Genomic DNA, 24,162 nt, shown 5'->3' with positions numbered 1-24,162 from the left:
AGGCGCATGGAGGCTCAAACGGAAAAGGCCCGGGCGGTGTGCCCGGGCCTTTCGCGTCCGTGAAATCCGCGTTCAGCGGTTTTCGATGTCGACGTAGTCGCGCAGGGTCTCGCCCAGGTACAGCTGGCGCGGGCGGCCAATCTTGTTCTGCGGATCGTTCAGCATCTCTTTCCACTGGCTGACCCAGCCGACGGTGCGCGACAGCGCAAAGATCGGCGTGAACATCGAGGTCGGGAAGCCCATCGCCTCGAGGATGATGCCCGAGTAGAAATCGACGTTCGGGAACAGTTTTTTCTCCGAGAAGTAAGGGTCCGCAAGCGCCTGCTTTTCCAGTTCCTTCGCGGTGGCGAGGATCGGGTTGTTCTCGACGCCCAGAAGGTCCAGCACCTCGTCGGCGGACTGCTTCATGACCTTCGCACGCGGGTCGAAGTTCTTGTAGACCCGGTGGCCAAAGCCCATCAGTCGGAAGGGGTCGTTCTTGTCCTTTGCGCGGGCAATGTACTCGGGGATGTTCTCGGGCGAGCCGATTTCCTTGAGCATTTCCAGGCAAGCCTGGTTGGCGCCACCGTGCGCCGGACCCCAGAGGCAGGCGATGCCGGCGGCGATACAGGCAAAGGGGTTCGCGCCCGAGGACGAGGCGAGGCGCACCGTCGAGGTCGAGGCGTTCTGCTCATGGTCCGCGTGCAGGGTAAAGATCCGGTCCATGGCACGGCTCAGGATCGGGTCCACGACATATTCCTCTGCCGGAACCGAGAAGCACATGTGGAGGAAGTTCGCCGCGTAATCCAGGTCATTGCGCGGATAGACGAAAGGCTGGCCGACCGAGTACTTGTAGGCCATGGCCGCGATCGTCGGCATCTTGGCGATCAGGCGGTGGCTGGCGATCTCGCGCTGGCGCGGGTCGTTGATGTCGGTCGAATCGTGGTAGAAGGCCGCCATCGCGCCGACCACGCCGACCATGATCGCCATCGGATGCGCGTCGCGCCGGAACCCACGGAAGAAGTTGTACATCTGTTCGTGGATCATCGTGTGGCGGGTGATCGTGTTCTCGAACTGCTCCAGTTCTTCCGCCTTGGGCAGGTAGCCGTAGAGCAGCAGGAAACAGACTTCGAGGTAATGCGACTTGGACGCCAGCTGGTCGATCGGGTAGCCGCGGTGCAGCAGTTCACCCTTGTCGCCGTCGATGAAGGTGATGGTCGAATCGCAGGAGGCGGTCGAGGTGAACCCGGGGTCATAGGTGAAGACACCGGCCTGGCCATAGAGCTTGCGAATGTCGATCACGTCCGGACCGGCGGTCGGCGAGTGCATCGGCAGTTCAAATTCCTTGCCGTCGATCGAAAGCGTCGCGGTCTTGCTGGTCTCAGCCATGCTAGTCATCCCTCTTATGTCGTGAAGCGGGGCCGTGAGACGGCCCAGCCGGTTGAAGTCACATGGCCGGTCCGGGGCCTCAGCCCTCTTCTTCGGCCGCGGCCCGGGCCAGCCGTGCAAGGCTTTCGTCGCGGCCCAGGACGAGCATCATGTCGAAGACCGAAGGGGTCACGGCGCGCCCGGCGAGCGCCGCCCGCAGCGGGCCGGCCAGCTTGCCGAACTTGGTCCCCTGATCCTCGGCGAAACGGTTGAGAACCGCCTCCAGTTCGTCTCGAGACCAGCTAGCATCTTGCAGGTGCGGCGTCAACGCGGCCAGTATACCACGGGATACCGCGTCAAGGTTCTTTGCCGCCTTCGCATCCGGCCGAACCGGGGTATCCGTCAGGACAAAGTGCGCCTTTTCAAGAAGTTCGGGAAATGTCTTGGCCCGGTCTTTGAGGCAATACATCGCACGATGCAATCCGTCGCGCTGAGCCTTTGTCAGGGCGGTTTCACCTGTGGCTGCTAGAAACGCCTCGATTTCTTGCAGCAGTGCAGCATCCTCGCTGATCGCGATGTGCTGGCCGCAGAGGTTTTCGAGCTTCTTGAGATCGAACCGGGCCGGCGACTTGCCGATCCCGCCCAGCCCGAACCAATCCCGCGCCTGCGCATCGGTAAAGAACTCGTCGTCGCCGTGGCTCCATCCCAGCCGCGCCAGGTAGTTGCGCATGCCGGCCGCCGGGTAGCCCATCTTCTGGTATTCGTCGGCGCCAAGCGCGCCATGACGCTTTGACAGTTTCTTGCCGTCCGGCCCGTGGATCAGGGGGATATGGGCGTAGACCGGCAACGGCCAACCCATCGCCGTATAGATGCCCATCTGGCGCGCGGCGTTGTTGAGGTGATCGTCGCCCCGGATCACATGGGTCACACCCATGTCGAAATCATCGACCACGACGGCCAGCATGTAGACGGGCGAGCCGTCCGAGCGCAGCAGCACCATGTCATCAAGCTGGTCGTTGCGGATGGTGACGCGACCCTGAACCTGGTCCTCGATCACCGTCTCGCCGTCCTTCGGGGTCTTGAGGCGCACAACGTAAGGCGCGTCCGGGTGCGTCGCCGGATCGGCGTCGCGCCACGGGCTCTGGAACAGGGTCGAGCGGCCATCGGCCCGCGCGGCCTCACGGAAGGCCTCGATCTCTTCTTGTGTCGAGAAGCACTTGTAGGCTGCGCCCTTGGCGAGCAGTTCATGGGCAACCTCGGCGTGACGGGGGGCGCGTTCGAACTGGCTGACGACCTCGCCGTCATGGTCCAGACCCAGCCAGTCCAGCCCGCGCAGGATCGCCTCTGTCGCCTCGGGTGTCGACCGTGCGCGGTCCGTATCCTCGATCCGCAGCAGGAACTTGCCGCCACGGCCCCGGGCATAGAGCCAGTTGAACAGCGCGGTGCGCGCGCCGCCTATGTGCAGGAAACCGGTGGGTGAGGGGGCAAAGCGGGTGACGACCTGTGCGTCGGACATCTTGGTTAACCTTTTCATAACGGCATCGGGGCTAGGCTTTGCCGTTCCTTAACGAGCCGCCCAACGGGGGGCAAGCATGGGTCAGGTCGTGACGTGGCTGGCCGCCCTTCTCCTGGGGCAACGCGGTCATCTCTTTCCCTGGGCGCCGGTCTGCCTGGCAACCGGCATCGGGGTTTATTTTGCGCTCCGCGCCGAACCTTCGGCGACGGTGCTCTGGGCCTGTGGCGGGATTGGCTGTCTTGCCCTGGTGCAACACCGCGCCGGACCGCTCTGGGGGCCGTTGCTGGGCGCGGTTGCGCTGGCGGCGGCGGGGTTTGCGCTTGCCGGTGTGCGGGCGCAGCAGGTGGCCGGGCCGGTCCTTGATTTCCGGTACTACGGCGCGATCGAGGGGCGAGTGATCCAGATCGACCGCTCGGCCTCGGACGCGCTGCGGTTGACGCTGGACCGGGTGGTGCTGGAACGCATGGACCCGGACGAGGTGCCGCTGCGTGTCCGCGTTTCGCTGCATGGTCAGCAGGGCTATCTTGACCCGCGCCCGGGGCAGGTGGTGATCCTGACCGGGCACCTCTCCCCACCCGGTGGCGCGGTCGAGCCGGGCGGTTTCGATTTCCGCCGCCATGCCTGGTTCCTGCGACTCGGTGCGGTGGGCTACACGCGCAGTCCGGTCCTGCTGTTGCAAGAGGCCGATGACAGCCTGCCCGTGGCGCGGTTGCGGCTGTGGCTGTCGGCCCGGGTTCAGGCGGCCCTGCCGGGAGAACGGGGTGCCTTTGCCGCCGCCATCATGACCGGAGACCGCTCCGGTATGGGACAAGAGACGCTGCATGCCTTGCGGGACAGCAACCTTGCGCATCTGTTGGCGATTTCCGGGCTGCACATGGGGCTGTTGGCGGGCTTTGTGTTCGCGGCCCTGCGACTGATCCTGATCCTGCCGCGCCACGCCCGCCATCACTGGCCGGGCAAAAAGCTGGCCGCTCTTGGCGCGCTTTTGGCCGCCGCAGGCTACCTGGCGCTCTCCGGCGGCAACGTCGCGACCGAGCGCGCCTTCATCATGGTGGCGGCGGCGCTCTGCGCTCTGATGCTGGACCGCCGGGCCTTGAGCCTGCGCAGCGTGGCCATTGCGGCGCTGGTTGTGCTGGTGATGCGGCCCGAAGCGCTGCTTGGCCCGGGGTTCCAGATGTCCTTTGCCGCCACCACCGCGTTGGTCGCGGTCTTTGAACAGGTCAGCCTGCTTCAGCGCGACCGCAAGTGGCCACGCTGGATCGCGCCGATCCTTTCGGTGGTCGTGTCCTCGGCCGTGGCGGGGGCGGCGACGGCGCCGGTGGGCATGGCGCATTTCAACCAGGTTGCGCATTTCGGCTTGGTCGCCAACCTCGTGGCCGTGCCGGTCATGGGGATCTGGGTGGTTCCGCTGGCGGTTCTGGCGGCGCTGCTGATGCCCTTGGGTGTGGACTGGATCGCGCTGGAACTCATGGCGCTGGGACTGGGCTGGATCCTTGGCGTCGCGCATACGGTGGCGGATTGGGAGGGCTCCGTCGGACATGTCGTTGCGCCCGGTCCTTGGGTGTTGCCGCTGATCGCCTTTGGCGGGCTTCTTATGTGCCTTTGGCGGGGCCGTGGGCGGCTGGCCGGACTGGTGCCTTTGGGGCTGGCGGTGGCGCTCTGGGTCGGAACCGACAGGCCCGGAGTGCTGATCTCGGACAGCGGGACGCTGGTCGGGATCATGTTGCCGGAGGGGCGGGCTCTGTCACGCGACCGCGGGTCGGGCTTCGTGGCGGGCGTCTGGCTGGAAAACGACGGACTTGGTCATGTCCAGCCCGAGGCGGCGGCGCTTTGGCCCACGCCGGTCGAGGGGCGCGTGGCGCGGGCAATCATCGGGGACCTGGAGATCCTACACCTGCAGGGCAAGCGCGCCGCGCGCGGTGTTTCCGGCTGTCATTCCGGACAGATCGTGGTGTCCAGTGTGGCGTTGAGCCTGCCGGGCGACTGCGAGGTCTTCGATCCGCCGCGCCTGAAGGAAAGCGGATCCGTCGCGGTTTGGCTGAAGGATGGTGTGAACCTGGTGACCGACCGTGACCTCTCGGGTCACCGGCTCTGGCATGGCGGCGCGCCGGAACCGGTGCGGCTGGCGCGTTCTGCGGTAGCTGGTCAGTAGGTGCGGATCAGGCCGACAAGACGCCCCTGCACGGTGACGGCCCCCCGGGGCAGTACCCGCGGTTCGTAGACCGGGTTCGCGGCCTCGAGGACGATCATCTCCCCCTTGCGGCGAAACCGCTTCAGCGTGGCCTCGTACCCTTCGATCTGGGCCACGACGATGTCGCCGTCCGAGGCGTCCGAAGTCTCGCGGATCACCACCACGTCGCCGTCGTTGATGCCCGCCTCGATCATCGAGTCACCCTTGACCTCGAGCGCGTAGTGACGCCCCTGGCCGTGCAGCATCTGGCCAGGCACCGAGACACCGGGCGCGGGGTCATTGATCGCCTCGATCGGCCGGCCGGCGGCGATGCTGCCGACCAGCGGCAGTTCGGCCAGATTCGCCGGCCCAAGGTCAAAGGCTTCCGAAGGCCGGTTGTCGGGACGGTCGCCCTCGATCACCTTGGGAGAGAACCCGGCAGGCTGGCCGCCAAGGCTTTCGGGCAGTTTCACGATCTCGATTGCCCGCGCCCGGTGGGCCAGGCGACGGATGAACCCGCGCTCTTCCAACGCGGTGATCAGGCGGTGAATGCCGGACTTGGACCGCAGGTTCAGCGCGTCCTTCATCTCGTCAAAGCTGGGAGGGACACCGTCACGGGTCATCCGCTTGTTGATGAAATCGAGAAGGTCGAGTTGTTTTTTTGTCAGCATGCTCAGCCCCGCAGTTGTTAACTTTTGTTCTACGGCTGTTCATGTTTTGTGTCAACGATCATGTGGATAAGCCCTGCGTCCTGTTGCGCATTGGCGTCAACAGGACGCAGGGCGCAACCTGACCGTCATGGGGCGTTTCGTGCGGCGCGACGGCCGTTATAGCGGCAGGTAGTCCACCATTTCGCCGGTCTTGCGTGCCGCATCGCCTACGGGGCGCACCAACAGCGCGTTCGCCTTGCCCAGAACGCTGAGCAGACTGGAATCCTGCCGGTCCAGCGCCCGGATCCCGTCGCCGTCCAATTGCGCGCGCATGTAGTGTTCGCGAGGTCCGTTCTGCATGAGCGGCGCGCTCAACCGGGCTTTGAGCCGTGGCGAGGCTGCGGTGCCCAGTCCCAGCATTGCCCGGATCACGGGCGCCAGGAAGACATGACCACAGACCATCGCAGACACCGGATTGCCCGGCAGGCCCACCATCATGGCACCGTTCAAGCGGCCCGACATCAGCGGTTTGCCGGGGCGCATGGCAACCTTGTGAAAGGCCCGCTCCATCCCGAGTTCGCCCGCCACACGCGCCACCAGGTCATGGTCCCCGACCGAGGCCCCCCCGATGGTGACAACCAGATCCGCGTCGTCGACCAGCGAGAACCCGTGGATCAGCGACTCTGTCGTATCGCGGGCGATGGGCAGGATGCGGGGCTCTGCGCCCAGGTCGCGCAAAAGCGCATGCAGGCCAAAGGTGTTCGAGGCGATGATCTGGTCCGGGCCGGGCGTGTCGCCCGGCATCACCAGCTCATCCCCGGTCGAGATCAGCGCAACGCGCGGTCTCCGGGTGACGGGAACCTCGGCAATGTTCATCGCCGCCAGCAGGGCCACGTCCTGCGGCGTCAGGCGGCGGGGTGCCTCGACCGTCTGGCCGACGCGGAAATCGGTGCCCGCGGGCCGAATATAGGGGTTGCCGTCCAGATCCTCATTGAGGGTGATGGTCTCGCCGTCGCGTGTCACGTCCTCTTGGATGATGATGCGTGCGGCCCCCTCCGGGACGGGGGCGCCGGTAAGGATGCGCACCGCTTCGCCGGGGCCGACACTGCCCTCGAAACGGGTTCCGGCGGCGCTTTCGCCGATAACGGTGAACCGCTGGCCCGGCGCAGCCTCCGGCACGGCGTAGCCGTCCATCGCCGAGGCGGGAAAGGGCGGTTGATCGCGCCGCGCGGTCACCGGCTGCGCGAGCACACGGCCCGCCGCCTGGACCAGCGGCACGGTTTCCACCGGCAGCGGTGCGGCAAGCGCGAAAAGCTGGTCGAGGGCCTCGGAAACGGAGATCATTTCGCCTCGTAACGCCCCGATTTGCCACCATCTTTCAGCAGGACGCGAATGCCGCCGATCTGCATGTTCTTGTCCACCGCCTTGACCATGTCATAGACCGTCAGTGCGGCGGTCGATACGGCGGTCAACGCCTCCATCTCGACCCCGGTCTGGCCCGAGGTCTTGACGGTCGCCGTGATGCGCAGGCCGGGCAGGTCGGGATCCTGGGTCAGGTCGACGGTCACCTTTGTCACCGGCAACGGGTGGCAAAGCGGGATCAACTCGGGCGTCTTCTTGGCGCCCATGATGCCCGCCAGTCGCGCCACGCCGATCACGTCGCCCTTTTTCGCGCGGCCCTCGGTGATCATGGCAAATGTCTCTGGCGCCATTGTCACATGGCCTTCGGCGGTGGCGATGCGATCCGTCACCGGCTTGTCCGAGACATCGACCATATGGGCGTTGCCTTGGTCGTCGAAATGGCTCAGCCCGCTCATGCCGGCACCGGGTTCTCGAGCAGCGCCTGCGTGGCCGCCGCGACATCGGCCTGCCGCATCAGGCTTTCACCGATCAGGAAGGCGCGGGCGCCGTAGCCGGCCATATCGGCCAGGTCGGCGGGCGTGTTCAGGCCGGATTCGGAAATCAGGAAACGGTCGTCGGGCAGGCGTTTCGACAGTGTCCGCGTCGTGTCCAGCGTGGTCTCGAAGGTCTTGAGATTGCGATTGTTGACCCCGATCAGAGGCGAGTTCAGCGCCAGTGCGCGGTCGAGTTCCTGACCGTCGTGCACCTCGATCAGCGCATCCATGCCCCAGCTCTGCGCGGCCTCCTCCAACTCGGCGGCCTGCGCGTCGCTGACGCTCGCCATGATGATCAGGATGCAGTCGGCGCCAAGCGCGCGGGCCTCGGCCACCTGGTAGGTGTCATACATGAAGTCCTTGCGCAGTGCCGGCAGCGAACAGGCGGCGCGGGCGGCGGTCAGGAAGGGCTTGGCACCCTGGAAGCTGGGCGTGTCGGTGAGCACCGAGAGACAGGTGGCGCCACCCGCCTCGTAGGCTTTCGCCAGCGCCTCGGGGTCGAAGTCCTCGCGGATCAAACCCTTGGAGGGAGACGCCTTCTTGATCTCGGCGATCAGGCCGTAACCGCTCTCGGCGGCCTCCATCAGCGCACCGGCAAAGCGGCGCACCGGCGGCGCGGCGCGGGCTTCGTCCTCGACCGTGCTCAGCGGCTTGGCGGCCTTGTCGGCGGCGATCTCTTCCAACTTGTAGGCCTTGATCTTGTCGAGAATTGTGGTGGTCATCACGGTCCCTTGGGCGTCGTCCAGTTGATCGGCGTCTGGTCCTTGTCCTTAAGCCAGTCGTTGATGCGGGAAAAGGGGCGCGAGCCGAAAAAGCCCCGGCGCGCCGAGAGGGGCGAAGGATGGGCGCTGGTCAGGACAAGGTTGTCCGCGCCGACAATATGCTTGGCAAACCCCTGGGCATGACCACCCCAGAGCAGGAAGGCGCGGGGACGGTCCGACAGCGCGGCCAGCACCTGTTCGGTCAACCGCGCCCATCCCAGTTTCGCATGGGCCCCGGCCTTGCCCGCCTCGACCGTCAGTGCCGTGTTGAGCAGCAGCACGCCCTGGTCGGCCCAGAAGTGCAGATCGCCATTGTCGGGACAGGCGCCGAGATCGTCCGTCATCTCCTTGTAGATATTGTTCAAGGAGCGGGGCAGGGGCCGCACGTCCGGTTCTACGGAGAAGGCAAGCCCATGTGCATGGCCCGGTGTCGGGTAAGGGTCCTGGCCCAGGATCACGACGCGCGTGGCCTCAGGCGGGCAGGCGTCGAGCGCGGCAAAGACCTGATGGGCGGGCGGCAGCACCTGCGCGCCGCTTTGTGCAAGTTGCCCCGCGATCCGGGGCAGATCCTGCACGAAAAAGGGCAGGTGCCGCCAGCTGTCGGGCGGCGTCAGGGCCGCGTGGGTCACGTCGCCTGCGTCGCCTTGGCCAGCGCCTGCACCTTGCCGAGCGCTGCACCGCTGTCGATGCTTTGCCGGGCCAGTGCCGCACCGTCGCGCAGGTCTGCCGCCTTGCCCGCAATGGTCAGCGCCGCGGCGGCGTTCAGCAGAACCGCGTCACGATAGGCCGACTGCGCGCCATCGAGCAGCGCGCGGAAGGCGCGTCCGTTCTCCTCTGGCGTGCCGCCGACGATCTCTTCGAAAGGATGCACGGGCAGGCCCGCGTCCTCGGGGTGCAGTTCGGCCTCGCGGATGCTGCCGTCCTCTTCCAGCGCGGCGATCCAGCTGACCCCGGTGATGGTCAGTTCATCCGTGCCGTCCGAACCATGCACCAGCCAGGCGCGTTCGCTGCCCAACTGGCCCAGGGTCTCGGCCATCGGGCGGATCAGCATGCGGCTGAAGGCCCCGGTCAACTGACGTTTGACGCCTGCCGGATTGGTCAGCGGCCCGAGGATGTTGAAGATCGTGCGCGTGCCCAGCTCTGCCCGGACGGGGCCGACATGGGCCATCGCGGGATGGTGCATGGGCGCCATCATGAAACAGATCCCGACGTGGGCCAGCGCCTTCTCGACCCTGTCGGCGGGGATCATGACCTCGATCCCCATCTGTCCCAGCGCATCCGCCGCGCCGGACTTGGACGAGAGGTTGCGATTGCCGTGCTTGGCCACCGGCACACCGGCGCCCGCGACGACAAAGGCGGTGGCGGTCGAGATGTTCAGCGTGCCCTTGCCGTCACCGCCGGTTCCGACGATGTCCATCGCGCCCGCGGGGGCGGCAACCTTGTTGCATTTGGCGCGCATGACCGCGGCGGCGGCGGCATATTCGTCCACCGTTTCGCCGCGGGTGCGCAGAGCCATCAAGAGCCCGCCGATCTGGGCCGGGGTCGCCTCACCGTCGAACAGGATCTGAAAGGCGGTCTCGGCTTCGGCCCGGGTCAGGGGACGATCGGCGCTGGTGCCTATGAGGGGGCGAAGATCGTCGCTCATGCCGGCACCTTCATCGCGTCGAGGAAGTTCTGCAACATGGCATGGCCATGTTCCGAGGCGATGGATTCGGGGTGGAACTGCACGCCGTGGATGGGCAACTCGCGGTGCATCAGGCCCATGATTGTCCCGTCCGCCAGCTCTGCCGTCACCTTGAGGCTGTCGGGCAGGTCGGACCTCCGCACCACGAGGCTGTGATATCGGGTGGCTTTCAACGGTGAGGGCAGGCCCGCGAACACGCTTTCGCTCTGGTGATGGATCTCGCCCATCTTGCCGTGCACGATCTCGTCATGGCGCACAACCGTGCCGCCAAAGGCCTGGCCGATGGTCTGGTGCCCAAGACAGACGCCCAGCAGGGGTATGCGCACCTCGGCGGCGGCCGCGGTCAGGGCAAGGCAGATACCGGCCTGGTCCGGGTCGCAGGGGCCCGGGGACAGCACGATGCCCTCGGGCTTCAGTGCCATGGCCTCCTGCACGTTCAGGGCGTCATTGCGCCAGACCTGTACCTCTGCGCCCAGCTCGCCCAGGAAATGGACGAGATTGTAGGTGAAACTGTCGTAGTTATCGATCAGGAGCAGCATGGCGCGGGTCGCCTTTGGACTAACGTTTACAGGTCTATAGAGCGGGGACGTGATCGGGGGCTGGCGGCCCGGGGCCACGTCGCGGTATACATGCGCAGGCCCTCCCGGTGGCGTCAAGCCCGCCAGGGGGACCGGACTGCAGGACAAAGGCGCCGGGACAGGCGCGCAAGGGGTCGGAGAGAGCAGCATGGCACGGGGATTTCTGTCTGGGGCGATCTGGGGCGCGGTCTTTTCGGGGGCCGGGCTGGCGGCGGTATCGCTGAACACGCCATTGCCCGAAAATCCGGCCATCGTGCCGCCGCCGGGTGGGGCGATGGACAGCAGCCTGCTGGACAAGGCCCCCGATGCGGAACCGGACGCGGAGCCGGACGACGAACCTGTGGCCCAGCCCGACCCTGTTGACCCGGTTCCCGATGCCTCGAAGCCGCGCGTGGTCGAGACGCCCGAGGCAGGCGACGTGGCAGATCCGAAACCGGACCTCTCCGAGCCGGGGCGCCGCCCGGTGCCCGAAAGCGGTGTCGACCGGCCCGCCGCGCCGGGTGGGGCGCCCGCCGCACCCTCGGGGCCCGTGGCGGTCGGGGCGGATACAGCGCCGCCCGCGGCCCCGCGTGTCGGGGGCGCACCGGATGCGCCTGAGGGTGCAACTCCCGCGCCGGACGGTGCGGCGCCGGTTTCCGTCGGGCGTGATGCACCGGTCAAACCCGGGGCAAAAAGCTCGGCCCCCGGCGCACCCCGTCCCGAAGCGCAGCCGATCATCATCACCGGACCGGCCCAGCCGCCGGCCCCGGCGGTGCCCGACGGCGACAGCGCGCTGGTCACCGAACGTGCGGACGGGCCCGATGCTGTCGATCCCGCGCCGGTTGACCCGGCCCCCGTCGATCCTGCGTCCGAGGCCCCCGAACCCGGCTCATCTCCGGACGCTGATGTGCCCGCATCGGATCCCGATGCCTCCCGTGCAGCGGCCCCCGTTCCCGATCCGGCGCCGGCACCCGTGCTGGAGGCGACGGAACCGGCGCCCGCCCCCGGGGGGCCGGCCATCGGCACGCCCGCGCGCTCGCTCGTGGATCGCGCGACGCCAACTGCGCCAGACCTCACCCCAGAGCCGGAAGACACCGGACCGGCCGCGACATCCTCTGCATTGGCAGCGCTGCCGGACGACAGCCCGCTGGTGCGCTTCGCCGCGCCGGTCGAGGTGGACGGGGATGTGCCGCGTATGGCCATCGTGCTGATCGACGACGGCAGCGGCCCGCTTGGGCCCTCCGGGCTGGAGGCCTTTCCCTTCCCGGTGAGCTTCGCGATTTCTCCGAACCATCCGGACGCCGCCGCCGCCGCCCGGGGCTATCGCGACCTTGGGTTCGAGGTGCTGGTGCTGGGCGACATGCCCGATGGCGCGCAGGCCGCCGATGTCGAAGTCGCGATGGAGGGGTTGATGGGCGCGGTGCCCGACGTGGTGGCCGTGCTAGAGGACCCGGATGGCAGCCTGCAGGAAACCCGGGATGTGTCGAGCCAGGTCGCGGCCTTTCTTGCCGACAGCGGACACGGTTTGATCTCGCAACCCAAGGGGCTGAACACGGCTCAGAAACTGGCGCTGAAGGACGGCGTCCCCTCGGTCACGTTGTTCCGCGATTTCGACGGCGAAGGGCAGGACGCGACGATGATCCGCCGCACCCTGGACCAGGCCGCCTTTCGCGCCCGGCAGGAGGGCGGGGTGGTCATGATGGGGCGGCTGCGCGCCGACACGATCTCTGCGCTGGTGCTCTGGGGGCTGCAGGATCGCAGTGGCAGTATCGCTCTGGTCCCGACCTCACTGGTCCTGGCCGAGTCTTTGGCGACGGACTAGGCGTCAGGCTGTGGCCGGTGCGCCGGCCCAGCCCTCCAGAACCCGCGCCAGATCGCCGTAGCCGGTAAAGCGACGCTCAAAGGCAAGACCCATGCGGGAGGCGCAGGCCTCTGCCCGGGCGGTCAGCTCGGCATCTTCGGTCTGGGCGAGATAGACCAGCCGATCGTAATTGCCGAAATACATCTCGCGCAGCTGCGGGTGACGGTCGAGGCCGAGGGGCTTCCAGACGAAGGCGTCGAACTGGCGGCAGAGGAAATCGGTGAGGTAGAAGGCCGTGACCTCGTCGCGGGTCTCGAATGTGGCAAGCCCGTCGAAGAAGGCATAGCAATGCGGGCCGGGCACCATCTCGATCCCCATCTCGTCGCAGGCGGCCTGCAACAGCCCGCCAGTGCCACAGTCGGCGTAGACCACGCAGATCCGCGCATAGTTGGGGCGGTGCTTTTCTACGGCTGCGCGCACGGCATCGGTGATCTTTTCCGGGTGGTTGTGCAGGATCGCTGGCAGGCAGGCCAGATCCATTTGCCCCCAGCCATTGAGCCGGATCAGCGCCAGGATCTCTCGGGCAAGCGCGCCGCAGGCCAGCAGCAATATACGGCCCTCACCTTCAGGGCGCAGGCCGTTTTCTGTCAGCGCACGGTCGGAAAGCGCGTCAGGTGCGGCTGTCGTCATAGGGAACATGGGCAAGCGCCCAGCGGGCCAGCAGTGCGATCGCCAAGAGCACCGGCACCACCGTAAGAACCCCGAAGGAAGACACCGCCCAGACGGTCAGGCCGGCGGCCATGATCACGGCGCATACAAGCAGGGCAAAGGATGTGACGGGCATTGGGGTCTCCTTCCTACTGTCTAATATGGGCCAAAGGTTGCGAAAGAAAAACCCCATTCGCGCACTTGCGGCATCAATACGCGCCGGGCTGCCTACTGCGACAGCTTGACCGCGGTGCCGTAGGCGACAATCTCGGAGGCCCCGCGCGTGATGGCAGAGGTCTGCATCCGCATCGCGACGATGGCATCGGCGCCAAGTGCCTCGGCCTCGGCGGCCATGCGATCCAGCGCCTGTTCCCGGGCGCCAGCCATGAGCGAGGAATAACCCGTCAGCTCTCCGCCGACGAGCATCTTGAGCGCGGCGACAATGTCCGTTCCCAGATGCTTGGCCCGCACGGTAGCGCCGCGCACGAGACCAAGCGAGGCGATGATTTCGCGCCCGGCAACTTGTTCCGAGGTGACGATCAGCATCAGTGTTTCATCCCGTCGTAATGGTCGTCTTCGGCATTGCCGACCCGCTCGGCAATTACCCTGTAGAGAATATAGCCCACCAGTGCCGCGGGCAGCAGGGCCAGCCATGCGAAGGGCACACTGAGCGAGGCGAGGAGCAGCATCCCGAGCCAGAAAGTCACGGCGCTGCCGGCCAGGACGCAGACGATGATCAGTACCAGTCTGTCGAGTTTCATGGCAGCCCCCCCCTGCGTCCACCCTGACCGCCGGGCGCGCAAAAGAAACGAGGCGGGACCGAAGCCCCGCCTCGTTGACCGGCAGCAAGGTCAGCCGGCCGCCATCTGGTTGTGCTTGCGCGAGATGAATTCCTTGGCGGTTTCCACCGCCACGGCGGCGTCTCGGCAATAGGCATCGGCGCCGATGGCCTTGCCGAACTCCTCGTTCAGGGGAGCGCCGCCGACCAGCACGACATAGTCGTCGCGGATGCCCTGTTCGACCATCGCGTCGATCACCACCTTCATGTAGGGCATGGTGGTGGTCAGCAGGGCGGACATGCCCAGGATGTCGGCCTCTTCCTTCTGGATCGCCTCGATGTAGTTCTCGACCGGGTTGTTGATCCCGAGGTCGACCACCTCGAAACCGGCGCCTTCCATCATCATGGACACCAGGTTCTTGCCGATGTCGTGGATATCGCCCTTGACGGTGCCGATCACCATCTTGCCCTGCTTGGGCGCACCGGTTTCGGCCAGCAGCGGTTTCAGGATGGCCATGCCACCCTTCATCGCGTTGGCCGCCAGCAGCACCTCGGGGACGAACAGGATGCCGTCGCGGAAGTCGTGGCCGACGATGGTCATGCCACCCACCAGCGCCTCGGTCAGGATCTTGTACGGGGCCCAGCCGCGCTCGAGCAGGATGTTCACGCCTTCCTCGATCTCTTCCTTGAGACCGTCGTAAAGGTCGTCGAACATCTGCTGGACGAGTTCCTCGTCGTCGAGTTCGGAGAGGATGATGTCGTCTTCTTCATCGGACATGGCGCGGTTCCCTTGGCTTGGCATGGCATCGCATGCCGTCGTTTAAACGACTATTCGTCGTTTTCTGCGGATTTCAATTGGCGGATTGCGACATTGGGTAAAGCTGGACCGACCTGCGACACCCAAGTGCCGCAAATCTTGCCAGTGTTCCTGTTGTGTTCTATGTGTTCGGCATGAAACCTCCATCCCGTCCCGTTGATCCCGACCGCGCTCGTGGCCGCGCCGCGACGAGTCGCGACTGTGGCCGCTACGAACGGCTGCGGCGCGAGGACGTGCATGATGGATGGGACCTGCCGGAAGAGGGCGGGGTGTACCGGACCGAGGTCAGCGAGGAAGTGCCGCGCAAGGTCATTACCTATGTCCGTTCGCCGGACCTGCCGTTCGACAGATCGCTGAACCCGTACCGGGGCTGCGAACATGGCTGCATCTATTGTTTCGCGCGGCCCACCCATGCCTGGCTGGGGCTTTCGCCGGGTCTGGATTTCGAAACGCGACTGGTGGCGCGGCCGACCGCGCCCGAGGTGCTGGCCCGCGAATTGCGGAACAGGCGCTACGAGGTGGCGCCTCTGGCCATCGGCACCAATACCGACCCCTACCAGCCGGTCGAGCGAGACCGGGGCATCATGCGCGCCTGCCTGGAGGTGCTGCGCGATTTTCGGCACCCCGTGGCCATCGTGACCAAGGGCGCGCTGATCGAACGGGACATCGACATCCTGTCGGACATGGCTGCACAGGGACTGGCGCGCGTGGGCATATCCGTGACCACGCTGGACCCGGTCCTGTCGCGAAGGATGGAGCCGCGCGCACCTGGACCGCAGCGGCGGTTGCAGGTCATCCGGCGGCTGACAGAGGCGGGTATCCCGGTGCGCATCATGGCCTCTCCGATGATCCCGGCGCTGACCGATCCCGAACTCGAGGCGATCCTGAAGGCGGGCGCCGAGGCGGGGGCGGATGCGGCCAGCTGGATCATGCTGCGCCTGCCTCTGGAGGTTGCCGATCTCTGGCAGGATTGGCTGCACCAACACTATCCCGACCGCGCCGCGCGCATCATGGGCCATCTGCGCGACATGCACGGCGGCAAGGTCTATTCGGCGAAATGGTTTTCCCGCATGCGCGGAGAGGGGCCCTATGCCGACCTGCTCGCAGCGCGTTTCCGGCGCGCGGCGCGTGCCCTTGGGCTGGACCGTGACCAACCCGCGCTGCGCTGCGATCTCTTTGAGCCGCCGGTTCGGAAGGGCGATCAACTGAGCCTGTTCTAGCCGGCGGTTGTCGGGTCGATGCGGGTCTTGATCTCGGTAATCGTATCCGCCGGGAACCCGCTCAACTGTGCGTGTTCGCGGATCGCATCCTCGTCCTCGGCCAGGTAGATGCAGAAGGTCTTGTCGCCGGCGACGTAGGAGTGGTTCCACTGCACCCGCGGTGCCAGTTTCGCCAAGGCCGCATTGGATGCGCTGGCCGCGCCGCACAGTTCTTCCTGTGACATGGACCCGGCGCCGGGAATGTTGCGTTCGATCACGTAGGTCTTCATCTGGGCCTCCCTGGTGGACAAGCGTTTGTTGTCTCATCCCCAGTAGAGCGCAGTTCTGTCCCGCGATCATTTGAGTTATTCTATCCGTCGGGTGACAGAATGTTGTCGAGGGAGCATGCCGCTTTCGCATCTGAATGCGTGGAGGGCGGTGGATGCCGTTCTGAACGAAGGCTCCGTGGCGCGCGCGGCCGGAGAACTGGGCGTGACGCAGGCCGCGGTCAGCGCACAGATACGCCGGTTGGAAGAACGGTTGGGCCGGACACTCTTCCGGCGCACCCCGGGCGGGCTCATACCGGTCGAGGACCTCTCCGGTCTGGCTCATGCACTGCGCAGCGGGTTCGCGGGCATTGCCTCGGTTCAGGATGCCCTGTGCTCCGGGCAGGTCGAGCGGCGGGTGGCGTTGACGGTCACCCAGACCTTCGCGGAAAGCTGGCTGCCGCATCACCTGCCGGATCTCTTTGCCAAGGTCGGTGCCGTGGACCTGCGCATAGACACCAGCTGGGATGTCGTCGACCTCGCCAGTTCCGATCTGCATTTCGCCATCCGTTTCATGCCGCCGCCCGGTCCGGGCTACGGCGCGATCGACCTGTTGCCCAGCGGCGTGGTGCCGGTCTGCACGCCCGATTTCGCCCGCCGCTACGGATTGGCCCCCGGACAGACGGAGCTGGGAGGCGTGCCCATCGCCCATATTGATGTCCCGACCTCGGACGCCGCCTGGCTGGATTGGCAAGGCTGGAGCCATGCCACCGGCATCGACATCTCCAGCGCCAGCGGCGGGCCGCAGTTCGCGTTGCAGGGCAGCGGAGCGAGGATTGCCCGGGCGGGGATCGGTCTTGTGCTGGGGGGGCTGTCGGACGTCGTGCATTCGGTGGACAGAGGTGCGCTTGTCATGCCCTTCGGGGCAGGCTCTGTCGTGCCGGCAAAGTACTGGCACCGGCTGTTGTGGTACGAAAAGCGACCGCTGGGACCGTTTCAGCGCAGGTTTCGCGACTGGATCGCCGCCCGTGCGGCGGATGACCGTGAGCGGATGCGCGTTCTGTTCGGAGTCTGACCGCGACGTGGCCGACCCTGCAGTTACGTCCGCGGTCGCCCCCAGCGTCATGCAGGCCCTCTGTGTCCATCGCGACACGTCATGCACCGCGCAGGGCTGCGCTTGTCGCTTGTCCGCCATTGACCCGAATACGCCTTTCAAGATCGCTTGGAATATCCGCGTTCCATCTTTGATCCGCAATAATTCTCCCTTTCCTGCCAACGGTTTCCACCCTGTGGCGTCAGAAGGAAAAGGGAGTTTGACCCGGCCCGGCCTTGATGGGAGGCACCGTGGCGGATGTGAAATCCGCCACCGCCCGGTCAGCCGCGCCGGCGCCGTCCCCGACGCTCGCGGGTGGGGCCGTCGTCACCCGTGCCGTCGCTGTCGGACGAGAACCCGCCCAGCATGCCGGTGATCTGTTCCAGCGTCGGGCGCGGGCCTTTTTCGCGGGTTTCCAGGGCTTCGCGCATGGCCTTGAGGTGTTCGGGCATCGTGCCGCAGCACCCGCCGATGATGCGGGCGCCGGAATCGCGCGCCATGACCGCATATTCGGCCATCAACTCGGGCGTGCCGTCATAGTGGATGTGACCGTCGACATACTTGGGAATGCCGGCATTGCCCTTGGCGATGATCGGACGTTCCGTCCCCTGCGCGGCAAAGCCCAACACCGTGCGCAGCAGGTCAGAGGCGCCGACGCCGCAGTTGGCCCCGAAGCCAAGCGGCGGGGTCGGCAGGCTTTCGACCATCTTGACCATGTCGGCCGAGGTCATGCCCATCATCGTGCGCCCCGCGGTGTCAAAGCTCATGGTGCCACACCAGGGCATGCCGACGTTGGCAAAGGCTTCGGCGGCGGCCTTGTATTCCTCGGGGGCCGAGATCGTCTCGACCCAGAGCACGTCCGCGCCGCCATCCTTGAGGCCCGCGGCGGTTTCCTCGAACATCTCGACCGCGCGTTCGTGGGTCAGGTTTCCGGCCTCGCCCATGATTTCGCCCGTCGGACCGACAGAGCCCGCGACGATCACCTCGCGGCCCGCGCCATCGGCAATCTCGCGTGCCAGTTCGGCAGCAAGTTTGGACAGTTCGTAGGCGCGGTGCCCGGCATCGTGCAGTTTCAGCCGCGAGGCATTGGCGCCGAAACTGTTGGTCAGGAAAAGATCCGATCCTGCCTCGACCGCGCCGCGATAGAGCGCGCGGATCTTGTCCGGCTCATCCTCGTTCCAGAACTCCGGGGCATCCCCGGATTGCAGCCCCATGTTGAAGAGGTTGGTACCCGTCGCCCCGTCCGCCAGCAGCCAGTCGCGCTGAGCCAGGGCCCGGGAAAGTGCGTCGCTCATCGTTCTTGCCTTATCCGGACGTCGTTGATTGCGTGTTTCACATCTGCCGACTGGAGGCAAATTCATAATCATCATCATTGTCATGAGGGTTGTTTGCCTCGCAACGAGGCGAATGCCGGCCCGATCAGATCAGCAGGAACTGGGGCAGGCGGGTTTCCAACCCCATCGCCCGGCCGATTGACCACGCCCCGGCGCGCAGGATGTTGGCGCCCCAGGCCGCGACCTCGCGTACAAGGTGGAGGGTCCGGTGGGGCAGGCGCCGGTCGGGGTCGGGGCTGGCGCAGATCGCAGCCGGCCGCCCGGCCCAGACAAAAGAGGCCTTGGCGCGCCAGGCGTGGAATGCCTCTGTCACAAGGATCAGGTCCGCTTCGGAAGGGAGGTAAGGGCGCGAAAACAGAGCGTTCTGCAATGTCGACAGTGAGCGGGCCTCGGTGCTGAGAACCGTGTCCGGCAGTCCCTTGTCCCGGGCCAGCCGGGCCAGCAGGGGCGCATTGCTGCTGCGGCCATCGGGACCGCCTCCGGTCAGATGCAGGTGCTGCACAAGACCGCGCCGGTAGAGGCGAACCGCTGAATGGACGCGGCCCGTTTCCGCCTCCTGCACCGCCTTGCGCAGTTCTTCCCCGCCGCCAAGAACGACGGCAATGTCGTAAGGCTGCTCGACCGTGCTGCAGGCCGGGGTCAGCAGCAGCGACCCCAGCGTCAAAGCCACGCAGGCAAGGGTATAGATGACCGCTGCGCGGACCAGCCAGCGCAGCAGCCTTGTCATTCCCACTCGATCGTGCCCGGGGGTTTCGAAGTGACGTCGTAGGTGACGCGGTTGATCCCCTTGACTTCGTTGATGATCCGGGTGGCGGTTTCGCCCAGGAAATCATGGCTGAACGGATAGTAATCCGCCGTCATCCCGTCGACAGAGGTCACCGCGCGCAGGGCGCAGGCATAGTCATAGGTGCGCCCGTCGCCCATCACGCCCACGGTGCGGACGGGCAGGATCGCGACGAAGGCCTGCCAGATCTCGTCGTAAAGCCCGTGCTTGCGGATCTGGTCGATATAGACCGCATCTGCCTTGCGCAGGATTTCCAGCTTGTCGCGGGTGATCTCTCCGGGGCAGCGGATGGCAAGGCCGGGGCCGGGGAAGGGGTGACGCCCGATGAAACTTGCCGGCAGTCCCAGTTCATGGCCAAGCGCGCGCACCTCGTCCTTGAACAGTTCGCGCAGCGGCTCGACCAGTTTCAGGCCCATCTTTTCCGGCAGACCGCCGACGTTGTGGTGCGATTTGATCGTTACGGAAGGCCCGCCGCTGAAAGAGACGCTTTCGATCACGTCCGGATACAGCGTTCCCTGCGCCAGGAACTGCGCCCCCTCGATCTGATCGGCGTATTTCTGGAACACGTCGATGAACAGCTTGCCGATGGTCTTGCGCTTGACCTCGGGGTCGCTGACGCCCTCCAGCTCACCCAGAAAGAGATCCTGTTCCTGCGCGTGAATGACCTGAAGGTTCATGTGATCGCGGAACATGCCCACGACTTCCTCGGCCTCGTGCAGGCGCAGCAACCCGTGATCGACGAAAACGCAGGTCAGCTGGTCGCCCACCGCCTCGTGGATCAAGGCCGCCGCCACGGAGCTGTCGACACCGCCGGACAGGCCGCAGATCACCTTGGCGTCGCCCACTTGTTCGCGGATCTTGGCAATGGCCTCTTCACGGTAGGCGCCCATCGTCCAGTCGCCCTTGAACCCGGCGGCCCGCACGAAATTCTCGTACAGCGTCTTGCCGTTGGGCGTATGGTGTACCTCGGGGTGGAACTGCACGGCGTAGAAATTGCGCGAGACATCCGCCGTGATCGCAAAGGGCGCGCCCGGCGAGGTGCCGTAGACCGCAAAGCCCGGCGCGATTTCCGAGACGTGGTCACCGTGGCTCATCCAGACCTGCTCGCGGCCCGAGCCGTCCATGAACCAGCCGTTCAGCATGTCGATCCGCGTCTCGCCGGGGACGACATAGGCGCGCCCGAATTCGGCGGTGCCTTCGCCCGCCACGACCTTGCCGCCCAGGTCCTGCATCATGACCTGCTGGCCATAGCAGATGCCGAGGATCGGCACGCCCAGGTCATATACGCCCTTGGGTGGGCGCGGGCTGCCCTCTCGGGTCACCGAATCGGGCCCGCCCGAGAAGATCACGGCTTTCGGCGCGAAGTCGGCCAGGAAAGCTTCGGTGACGTTCTGGTAAGGGTGGATTTCGCAATAGACATTCAGCTCGCGCAGGCGGCGCGCGATCAGCTGCGTCACCTGGCTGCCAAAGTCGATGATGAGGAGGCGGTCGTGCTGGGTCTCGGTCATGCCTTCCCTTAGGCAGGGCTGCGGAAAAGTGCAATCGCGCTGTCAGCCTTCGGCCAGAAAGGCCTCTGTCCGGGAAAGAACCTGTTCCCACATCGGGTCCTGCGGCAAGAGCATGTGACTGCGGCTGTCCAGCCGGATGAATTGTGCACCTTTCAGATGTGCGGCCAGTTTCAGACCCTGGCTGACCGGGTGGATCGCATCCTGTTCGGCGTGAAAGATCAGCGCCGGAACGTCGACATGGGTCAGGTCCTCGGTCACGTCGAAACGGTCGATCACCGTGCGAAGGGTAACGGCGGTCTCGGGGCTGGCGCTGGACAGCTGCATCCGTACCAATTCGTCGCGCTGTTCGCGCGTGGCGTCCGGCGCAAAGAGCGTTGAAAAGGCCTGCATGAAAGGGCTATCGGCCTTGCCCCAGCCTGCGCGGATCATGGCCAGAATGGTTTCCTCATCCACTTCCCCGGTTCCGGTGGCGCGGTGCACGCGGCCCTGAACATAGCCCCCGACGATCACCATGCGCCTGACCCGGTCGGGCCAGCGTGCGGCGAAGCGGATGGCGACGGGCGCGGCCTGCGAGGCGGCAAACAGATCGAAGTGCTCAAAGCCTGCGGCATCGGCCACTGCCGCCATGTCCTCGGCAAAGACGTCGATGCCGGTCAGCGGCGCATCCCGCGCCGACAGTCCGGTGCCACGCAGATCATAGCGCAACAGCCGGTGGTGCTGCGACAGGCGGTCGATCAAAGGCCCCCAGATCGTGCCGGCCCTGTCCATTTCCAGGTGCGACAGCCAGTGTCCGATTCGCATCAGGGGTGGGCCGTCGCCGGTCAGGCTCCAGGCGATGGCGCTGCCGTCCTGCGACAGGGCATAGGCGACGTCGGTCGCGGTAGCCGTGGGGGGATGCGCTGTTACGGAGCTGTCCCGCAATTCGGCCACGAAGGCCAGGCCACGCCGGGGAATAGTGCGGAGAACGCCCTGTTCCTTGCCGGAATCGCCCACCGCCGCCCGTGCCGCGCTGATCCGCGCCGCGATGGTTGCGTCCGAGACGGCAAGGCCTTTCCAGACCACCTCGACCAACCTGTCCTTGGACACCACCCGCCCGCCGGACTGTGCCATAAGCGCCAGCAGGTCAAAGACCTGCGGTTCCAGGTGCACCTCTTGCCCGCCCCGGACCAAAGTCCGGCGGTCTAGGTCGAGCGCACAGTCGTTGAAGGCAAGGATCATGCGACCAGTGTCCGGCAAGCCCGGCGCCGTTGGCAAAGGTTTTCGCAAGGGAAAGTCGAATGACAAGGGTTTCTGAAGACAAGGACAAGACCGCCTTCAAGCGCGGTGGGCCGCGGTCGGTTCAGATGGGGCATGACAGTCCAGACACGGAGACAGACCATGACCCAGCAGAACGACAGGATCCGCACCCGCCCCGATGGTTCCATCGACACGGCCTATTACATGGCACGGGGTCGCCACATGCGTTCGCAGGCGGCCCATGCCATGTTTTCTCCCGAACCCGCCAAACCCCGCCACCGCCGTGGGTTTGCCCGGTTGTTCGGTGCCGCCACGGCCTGACGCGCCGGGCCAGCCGTCAGGACCGGCCCCGCGTGCCGAAAAGGGCGGTGACCCTTCTCCGGCGCGCGGGGCGCCCTCTCAGCCCATCGAATAGGATTTGACCCGCCCACGCTGCCGGGCCCGTTTCACGTCCGACCGCCACGACCAGAGCGCCATGCCGGCGGCAGCGCCGACATAGATGACGCCGGTCACGATCAGGACTTCTCCCGCCACGGGCCCGACATCGGCGCGCGAGATCGCCTCGTCCCAGGTCTTCACCGGGGTGGGATGCACCGCCAGTTTCCCGGCAAACGCCAGCGACTGGATCAGCAGGATCCACAGGTAGTTCGACCGGATGCGACGCCCCACGGCGGTCATCAACGTGACGTGATAGGTGGGACGCCGGTAGTCGGCGGCCAGCGTCTTCTGCCAGTTTTCCTCCAGGTGCAGGTCGCCATCGTCCAGCATGGGCGCGTAGAAATGCTGTTCCATCCAGCGGCAGCGCGCGCGCCAGACGTTGAAATAGCGGTAGCGCCGCGCCTCCAGCATCAGGAAAAGCAGGATCAGCACCCCCACCAGCACCAGCGGCAAGGGCGAGGCCCCCGGCGCCGAAAACGAGATCGACAGCGCGACACCCAGTGTCACCACTGCCCAGTTGGTCGTCGTGTCCAGCCGGGTGCGCCAGATCGTGCTGCGATAGACCTCGCCGCGATAGAGATGCGCGACGGCGGTGATTTCGGACGAACTCAGCGTCTTGCGCTCCAACTCTGGCGCTTCTGCTTCGGCCTCTCCTCCCATGATGCCGGTTTCCCTTCCCTTTTCGTTCACTCTGCCGCGTCTCTGCGCAGAGGTCAAAGTCACATCGGAGTTTCGGCGCTTGACCCGGGGGCGTCGGTCTGGCTCCTCTGAGGCGACCGACGCGATGGAGGGCACATGCAGGTATTGACGGAATTTGGCCTGGGCACGTCGCTCCGGCGGGGCGATTACACCGAGGCCTCGGCCCGCGCGTTGCGCGATCTGTTGTGGAAGGCCTCGATCAATGCAGCCGAATGGCTGGGACGCGAAAAATCCGAGATGCGGCTGGCCGTGCGCGTGGCGGTGCAACAGCCAGAGGCGGTGGACAGGGCCGAACTGCAAAAGGTCTTTCCCTATGGCGAGGCACGGATCGAGGTGGTCTTTGGCGGGCTGGACGTGCCGCGCCCCGAAGGCCACGGCAATCCGACGGTCATGGCGCTGGCCGCTCTGACCGTATCCTTCGAGGAGGCGGCGGCATGAGACAGAGGCTGATCGTGCAAATGGGCATGGGCGTCGGCGCAACCGCCGGTCAGGCGGCCGAGCGCGCCATCGCGGCGGCGCAGGCGCGCGCGGTCCTGCATGTGGACGTGGATTGCGCGGTGCATGTCACTCTTGGCGTGCCCGAGGCGGCGGATCTCGACACCAGCGGCGTGAACCATGCCTTCGGCGCCGGCGAGGTAGAGGTGCGCGTGGTGCCTGGCGGTATGGTCGTGCCGCAACCGTGTGGGTCCGCGCTGATCATGGTCAGCGCAGCGATCGAGGTGTTTCCGCTGGGGTCCGCGGACTGACGGGAAACGGCCCGGTCTGCCGGCGATGGGGCGGCGCCGTGGCTCATGGTCGTGTACCGGCCTTGCTCCAGAGGGATCGAGGCCACGGCGACATTCCCATCGAGGCGCCGCAAACCCCGATTGAGAAATTGCCGTGCTTGGCCCTGCCGGCCCCACTTCGGCTTTGGGAGGTCCG

General features: G+C 66.1%; 27 protein-coding genes. 7 read left to right on the top strand and 20 right to left on the bottom strand.

The annotated features are described in order from the left end of the window. Positions 1-72 precede the first annotated feature (72 nt). Together gltA and gltX are read right to left on the bottom strand one after the other, a co-directional pair. Positions 73-1,368 (bottom strand): citrate synthase, encoded by a 1,296-nt coding sequence (gene gltA, locus ACQY5B_RS13005; protein ID WP_305968171.1) that lies wholly within the window; start codon positions 1,366-1,368, stop codon positions 73-75. A 79-nt stretch (positions 1,369-1,447) separates the two neighbouring features. Then, positions 1,448-2,863, bottom strand: a complete 1,416-nt coding sequence (gene gltX, locus ACQY5B_RS13000; protein ID WP_420324958.1) for a glutamate--tRNA ligase — start codon at positions 2,861-2,863, stop codon at positions 1,448-1,450. A gap of 76 nt (positions 2,864-2,939) precedes the next feature. Here gltX and ACQY5B_RS12995 point away from each other — a divergent pair, with 76 nt between their 5' ends. Further along, complete coding sequence (locus ACQY5B_RS12995; protein ID WP_420324959.1) at positions 2,940-5,015, top strand: ComEC/Rec2 family competence protein; 2,076 nt, start codon at positions 2,940-2,942, stop codon at positions 5,013-5,015. Here the strand turns inward: ACQY5B_RS12995 and lexA are convergent. The 7 genes from lexA to ACQY5B_RS12960 all read right to left on the bottom strand — a co-directional run bounded on the left by lexA (position 5,009) and on the right by ACQY5B_RS12960 (position 10,562). Continuing rightward, complete coding sequence (gene lexA, locus ACQY5B_RS12990) at positions 5,009-5,704, bottom strand: transcriptional repressor LexA (protein WP_420324960.1); 696 nt, start codon at positions 5,702-5,704, stop codon at positions 5,009-5,011. The genes ACQY5B_RS12995 and lexA overlap by 7 nt on opposite strands. A 156-nt stretch (positions 5,705-5,860) precedes the next feature. After that, positions 5,861-7,027: a molybdopterin molybdotransferase MoeA gene (locus ACQY5B_RS12985; protein WP_420324961.1), complete on the bottom strand. Its 1,167-nt coding sequence runs from the start codon at positions 7,025-7,027 to the stop codon at positions 5,861-5,863. Continuing rightward, positions 7,024-7,500, bottom strand: coding sequence for a cyclic pyranopterin monophosphate synthase MoaC (moaC, locus tag ACQY5B_RS12980; RefSeq protein ID WP_305968176.1), 477 nt, complete (start codon positions 7,498-7,500; stop codon positions 7,024-7,026). The genes ACQY5B_RS12985 and moaC overlap by 4 nt, the downstream gene beginning before the upstream one ends. Continuing rightward, positions 7,497-8,300 (bottom strand): indole-3-glycerol phosphate synthase TrpC, encoded by an 804-nt coding sequence (trpC, locus tag ACQY5B_RS12975; protein WP_305968177.1) that lies wholly within the window; start codon positions 8,298-8,300, stop codon positions 7,497-7,499. The genes moaC and trpC overlap by 4 nt, the downstream gene beginning before the upstream one ends. Next, the gene (locus ACQY5B_RS12970; RefSeq protein WP_420328646.1) at positions 8,300-8,953 is read right to left on the bottom strand and encodes a uracil-DNA glycosylase; all 654 of its coding nucleotides are present in this window, start codon (positions 8,951-8,953) and stop codon (positions 8,300-8,302) included. Before ACQY5B_RS12970 ends, trpC begins: the two co-directional genes overlap by 1 nt. A gap of 11 nt (positions 8,954-8,964) precedes the next feature. Further along, positions 8,965-9,984 carry an anthranilate phosphoribosyltransferase gene (trpD, locus tag ACQY5B_RS12965; RefSeq protein WP_420324962.1) on the bottom strand — a complete coding sequence of 340 codons (1,020 nt, stop codon included), beginning with the start codon at positions 9,982-9,984 and terminating at the stop codon, positions 8,965-8,967. Then, entirely contained in the window at positions 9,981-10,562 is a 582-nt protein-coding gene (locus ACQY5B_RS12960; protein WP_420324963.1) for an anthranilate synthase component II, read from the bottom strand. The genes trpD and ACQY5B_RS12960 overlap by 4 nt, the downstream gene beginning before the upstream one ends. A gap of 187 nt (positions 10,563-10,749) precedes the next feature. Here ACQY5B_RS12960 and ACQY5B_RS12955 point away from each other — a divergent pair, with 187 nt between their 5' ends. After that, on the top strand, positions 10,750-12,402 hold the full coding sequence (locus ACQY5B_RS12955; RefSeq protein WP_420324964.1) for a divergent polysaccharide deacetylase family protein: 1,653 nt from the start codon (positions 10,750-10,752) through the stop codon (positions 12,400-12,402). A gap of 3 nt (positions 12,403-12,405) precedes the next feature. Here the strand turns inward: ACQY5B_RS12955 and ACQY5B_RS12950 are convergent, their stop codons facing one another. The 5 genes from ACQY5B_RS12950 to ACQY5B_RS12930 form a co-directional block, all read right to left on the bottom strand. Next, complete coding sequence (locus tag ACQY5B_RS12950; RefSeq protein WP_420324965.1) at positions 12,406-13,071, bottom strand: DUF1638 domain-containing protein; 666 nt, start codon at positions 13,069-13,071, stop codon at positions 12,406-12,408. Then, on the bottom strand, positions 13,052-13,225 hold the full coding sequence (locus tag ACQY5B_RS12945; protein ID WP_305968182.1) for a hypothetical protein: 174 nt from the start codon (positions 13,223-13,225) through the stop codon (positions 13,052-13,054). The genes ACQY5B_RS12950 and ACQY5B_RS12945 overlap by 20 nt, the downstream gene beginning before the upstream one ends. A 92-nt stretch (positions 13,226-13,317) precedes the next feature. Further along, a complete protein-coding gene (locus ACQY5B_RS12940) occupies positions 13,318-13,635 on the bottom strand; it encodes a YbjQ family protein (RefSeq protein ID WP_420324966.1) in 318 nt (105 codons plus the stop codon). Further along, positions 13,635-13,850 (bottom strand): hypothetical protein, encoded by a 216-nt coding sequence (locus ACQY5B_RS12935; RefSeq protein WP_420324967.1) that lies wholly within the window; start codon positions 13,848-13,850, stop codon positions 13,635-13,637. Before ACQY5B_RS12935 ends, ACQY5B_RS12940 begins: the two co-directional genes overlap by 1 nt. 90 nt (positions 13,851-13,940) lie before the next feature. Further along, a complete protein-coding gene (locus ACQY5B_RS12930; RefSeq protein WP_305968185.1) occupies positions 13,941-14,645 on the bottom strand; it encodes a corrinoid protein in 705 nt (234 codons plus the stop codon). A gap of 173 nt (positions 14,646-14,818) precedes the next feature. On the opposite strand from ACQY5B_RS12930, the gene ACQY5B_RS12925 reads away from it, so the two are divergent. After that, positions 14,819-15,904 (top strand): PA0069 family radical SAM protein, encoded by a 1,086-nt coding sequence (locus ACQY5B_RS12925; protein WP_420324968.1) that lies wholly within the window; start codon positions 14,819-14,821, stop codon positions 15,902-15,904. Here ACQY5B_RS12925 and ACQY5B_RS12920 read toward each other — a convergent pair. Further along, positions 15,901-16,173 (bottom strand): DUF4242 domain-containing protein, encoded by a 273-nt coding sequence (locus tag ACQY5B_RS12920; RefSeq protein ID WP_420324969.1) that lies wholly within the window; start codon positions 16,171-16,173, stop codon positions 15,901-15,903. The two genes, ACQY5B_RS12925 and ACQY5B_RS12920, sit on opposite strands and share 4 nt — an antisense overlap. A 115-nt stretch (positions 16,174-16,288) precedes the next feature. Here ACQY5B_RS12920 and ACQY5B_RS12915 point away from each other — a divergent pair, with 115 nt between their 5' ends. Continuing rightward, on the top strand, positions 16,289-17,224 hold the full coding sequence (locus ACQY5B_RS12915) for a LysR substrate-binding domain-containing protein (protein ID WP_420324970.1): 936 nt from the start codon (positions 16,289-16,291) through the stop codon (positions 17,222-17,224). Positions 17,225-17,523: 299 nt separating this feature from the next. Here ACQY5B_RS12915 and bmt read toward each other — a convergent pair whose 3' ends face one another. From bmt to ACQY5B_RS12895, 4 genes are all read right to left on the bottom strand, one after another. Then, positions 17,524-18,537 (bottom strand): betaine--homocysteine S-methyltransferase, encoded by a 1,014-nt coding sequence (bmt, locus tag ACQY5B_RS12910; protein WP_420324971.1) that lies wholly within the window; start codon positions 18,535-18,537, stop codon positions 17,524-17,526. Positions 18,538-18,661: 124 nt separating this feature from the next. Beyond that, positions 18,662-19,303 (bottom strand): YdcF family protein, encoded by a 642-nt coding sequence (locus ACQY5B_RS12905; RefSeq protein ID WP_420324972.1) that lies wholly within the window; start codon positions 19,301-19,303, stop codon positions 18,662-18,664. Then, complete coding sequence (guaA, locus tag ACQY5B_RS12900; protein WP_305968191.1) at positions 19,300-20,868, bottom strand: glutamine-hydrolyzing GMP synthase; 1,569 nt, start codon at positions 20,866-20,868, stop codon at positions 19,300-19,302. The genes ACQY5B_RS12905 and guaA overlap by 4 nt, the downstream gene beginning before the upstream one ends. A 42-nt stretch (positions 20,869-20,910) precedes the next feature. Next, positions 20,911-22,086 (bottom strand): alpha/beta hydrolase, encoded by a 1,176-nt coding sequence (locus tag ACQY5B_RS12895; RefSeq protein ID WP_420324973.1) that lies wholly within the window; start codon positions 22,084-22,086, stop codon positions 20,911-20,913. Between the two features lie 159 nt (positions 22,087-22,245). Here ACQY5B_RS12895 and ACQY5B_RS12890 point away from each other — a divergent pair, with 159 nt between their 5' ends. Further along, on the top strand, positions 22,246-22,425 hold the full coding sequence (locus tag ACQY5B_RS12890) for a hypothetical protein (protein ID WP_420324974.1): 180 nt from the start codon (positions 22,246-22,248) through the stop codon (positions 22,423-22,425). Between the two features lie 78 nt (positions 22,426-22,503). Here the strand turns inward: ACQY5B_RS12890 and ACQY5B_RS12885 are convergent, their stop codons facing one another. Next, entirely contained in the window at positions 22,504-23,202 is a 699-nt protein-coding gene (locus ACQY5B_RS12885) for a DUF2270 domain-containing protein (protein ID WP_305968301.1), read from the bottom strand. Between the two features lie 135 nt (positions 23,203-23,337). Between ACQY5B_RS12885 and ACQY5B_RS12880 the strand changes: the two genes are divergently transcribed. After that, the gene (locus ACQY5B_RS12880) at positions 23,338-23,679 is read left to right on the top strand and encodes a Lin0512 family protein (protein ID WP_420324975.1); all 342 of its coding nucleotides are present in this window, start codon (positions 23,338-23,340) and stop codon (positions 23,677-23,679) included. Continuing rightward, positions 23,676-23,987 carry a Lin0512 family protein gene (locus ACQY5B_RS12875; RefSeq protein WP_420324976.1) on the top strand — a complete coding sequence of 104 codons (312 nt, stop codon included), beginning with the start codon at positions 23,676-23,678 and terminating at the stop codon, positions 23,985-23,987. The genes ACQY5B_RS12880 and ACQY5B_RS12875 overlap by 4 nt, the downstream gene beginning before the upstream one ends. Positions 23,988-24,162 lie beyond the last annotated feature (175 nt).

Origin of the sequence: Antarctobacter sp. (assembly GCF_965277915.1) — a bacterium.
GTDB lineage: Bacteria > Pseudomonadota > Alphaproteobacteria > Rhodobacterales > Rhodobacteraceae > Antarctobacter.
This window is presented reverse-complemented; position numbering and strand designations above follow the sequence as displayed.

Excerpts from the sequence above, each read along its gene's own strand:
- gltX (WP_420324958.1), bottom strand. The coding sequence starts at position 2,863 with ATGTCCGACGCACAGGTCGTCACCCGCTTTGCCCCCTCACCCACCGGT.
- ACQY5B_RS12955 (WP_420324964.1), top strand. The coding sequence starts at position 10,750 with ATGGCACGGGGATTTCTGTCTGGGGCGATCTGGGGCGCGGTCTTTTCG.
- ACQY5B_RS12985 (WP_420324961.1), bottom strand. The coding sequence starts at position 7,027 with ATGATCTCCGTTTCCGAGGCCCTCGACCAGCTTTTCGCGCTTGCCGCA.
- trpD (WP_420324962.1), bottom strand. The coding sequence starts at position 9,984 with ATGAGCGACGATCTTCGCCCCCTCATAGGCACCAGCGCCGATCGTCCC.
- ACQY5B_RS12890 (WP_420324974.1), top strand. The coding sequence starts at position 22,246 with ATGACCCAGCAGAACGACAGGATCCGCACCCGCCCCGATGGTTCCATC.
- ACQY5B_RS12960 (WP_420324963.1), bottom strand. The coding sequence starts at position 10,562 with ATGCTGCTCCTGATCGATAACTACGACAGTTTCACCTACAATCTCGTC.
- moaC (WP_305968176.1), bottom strand. The coding sequence starts at position 7,500 with ATGAGCGGGCTGAGCCATTTCGACGACCAAGGCAACGCCCATATGGTC.
- ACQY5B_RS12940 (WP_420324966.1), bottom strand. The coding sequence starts at position 13,635 with ATGCTGATCGTCACCTCGGAACAAGTTGCCGGGCGCGAAATCATCGCC.
- lexA (WP_420324960.1), bottom strand. The coding sequence starts at position 5,704 with ATGCTGACAAAAAAACAACTCGACCTTCTCGATTTCATCAACAAGCGG.
- ACQY5B_RS12930 (WP_305968185.1), bottom strand. The coding sequence starts at position 14,645 with ATGTCCGATGAAGAAGACGACATCATCCTCTCCGAACTCGACGACGAG.
- bmt (WP_420324971.1), bottom strand. The coding sequence starts at position 18,537 with ATGAGCGACGCACTTTCCCGGGCCCTGGCTCAGCGCGACTGGCTGCTG.
- trpC (WP_305968177.1), bottom strand. The coding sequence starts at position 8,300 with ATGACCACCACAATTCTCGACAAGATCAAGGCCTACAAGTTGGAAGAG.
- ACQY5B_RS12995 (WP_420324959.1), top strand. The coding sequence starts at position 2,940 with ATGGGTCAGGTCGTGACGTGGCTGGCCGCCCTTCTCCTGGGGCAACGC.
- ACQY5B_RS12935 (WP_420324967.1), bottom strand. The coding sequence starts at position 13,850 with ATGAAACTCGACAGACTGGTACTGATCATCGTCTGCGTCCTGGCCGGC.
- ACQY5B_RS12945 (WP_305968182.1), bottom strand. The coding sequence starts at position 13,225 with ATGCCCGTCACATCCTTTGCCCTGCTTGTATGCGCCGTGATCATGGCC.
- ACQY5B_RS12915 (WP_420324970.1), top strand. The coding sequence starts at position 16,289 with ATGCCGCTTTCGCATCTGAATGCGTGGAGGGCGGTGGATGCCGTTCTG.
- ACQY5B_RS12885 (WP_305968301.1), bottom strand. The coding sequence starts at position 23,202 with ATGGGAGGAGAGGCCGAAGCAGAAGCGCCAGAGTTGGAGCGCAAGACG.
- ACQY5B_RS12920 (WP_420324969.1), bottom strand. The coding sequence starts at position 16,173 with ATGAAGACCTACGTGATCGAACGCAACATTCCCGGCGCCGGGTCCATG.
- ACQY5B_RS12875 (WP_420324976.1), top strand. The coding sequence starts at position 23,676 with ATGAGACAGAGGCTGATCGTGCAAATGGGCATGGGCGTCGGCGCAACC.
- ACQY5B_RS12880 (WP_420324975.1), top strand. The coding sequence starts at position 23,338 with ATGCAGGTATTGACGGAATTTGGCCTGGGCACGTCGCTCCGGCGGGGC.
- ACQY5B_RS12905 (WP_420324972.1), bottom strand. The coding sequence starts at position 19,303 with ATGACAAGGCTGCTGCGCTGGCTGGTCCGCGCAGCGGTCATCTATACC.
- guaA (WP_305968191.1), bottom strand. The coding sequence starts at position 20,868 with ATGACCGAGACCCAGCACGACCGCCTCCTCATCATCGACTTTGGCAGC.
- ACQY5B_RS12925 (WP_420324968.1), top strand. The coding sequence starts at position 14,819 with ATGAAACCTCCATCCCGTCCCGTTGATCCCGACCGCGCTCGTGGCCGC.
- ACQY5B_RS12950 (WP_420324965.1), bottom strand. The coding sequence starts at position 13,071 with ATGACGACAGCCGCACCTGACGCGCTTTCCGACCGTGCGCTGACAGAA.
- gltA (WP_305968171.1), bottom strand. The coding sequence starts at position 1,368 with ATGGCTGAGACCAGCAAGACCGCGACGCTTTCGATCGACGGCAAGGAA.
- ACQY5B_RS12895 (WP_420324973.1), bottom strand. The coding sequence starts at position 22,086 with ATGATCCTTGCCTTCAACGACTGTGCGCTCGACCTAGACCGCCGGACT.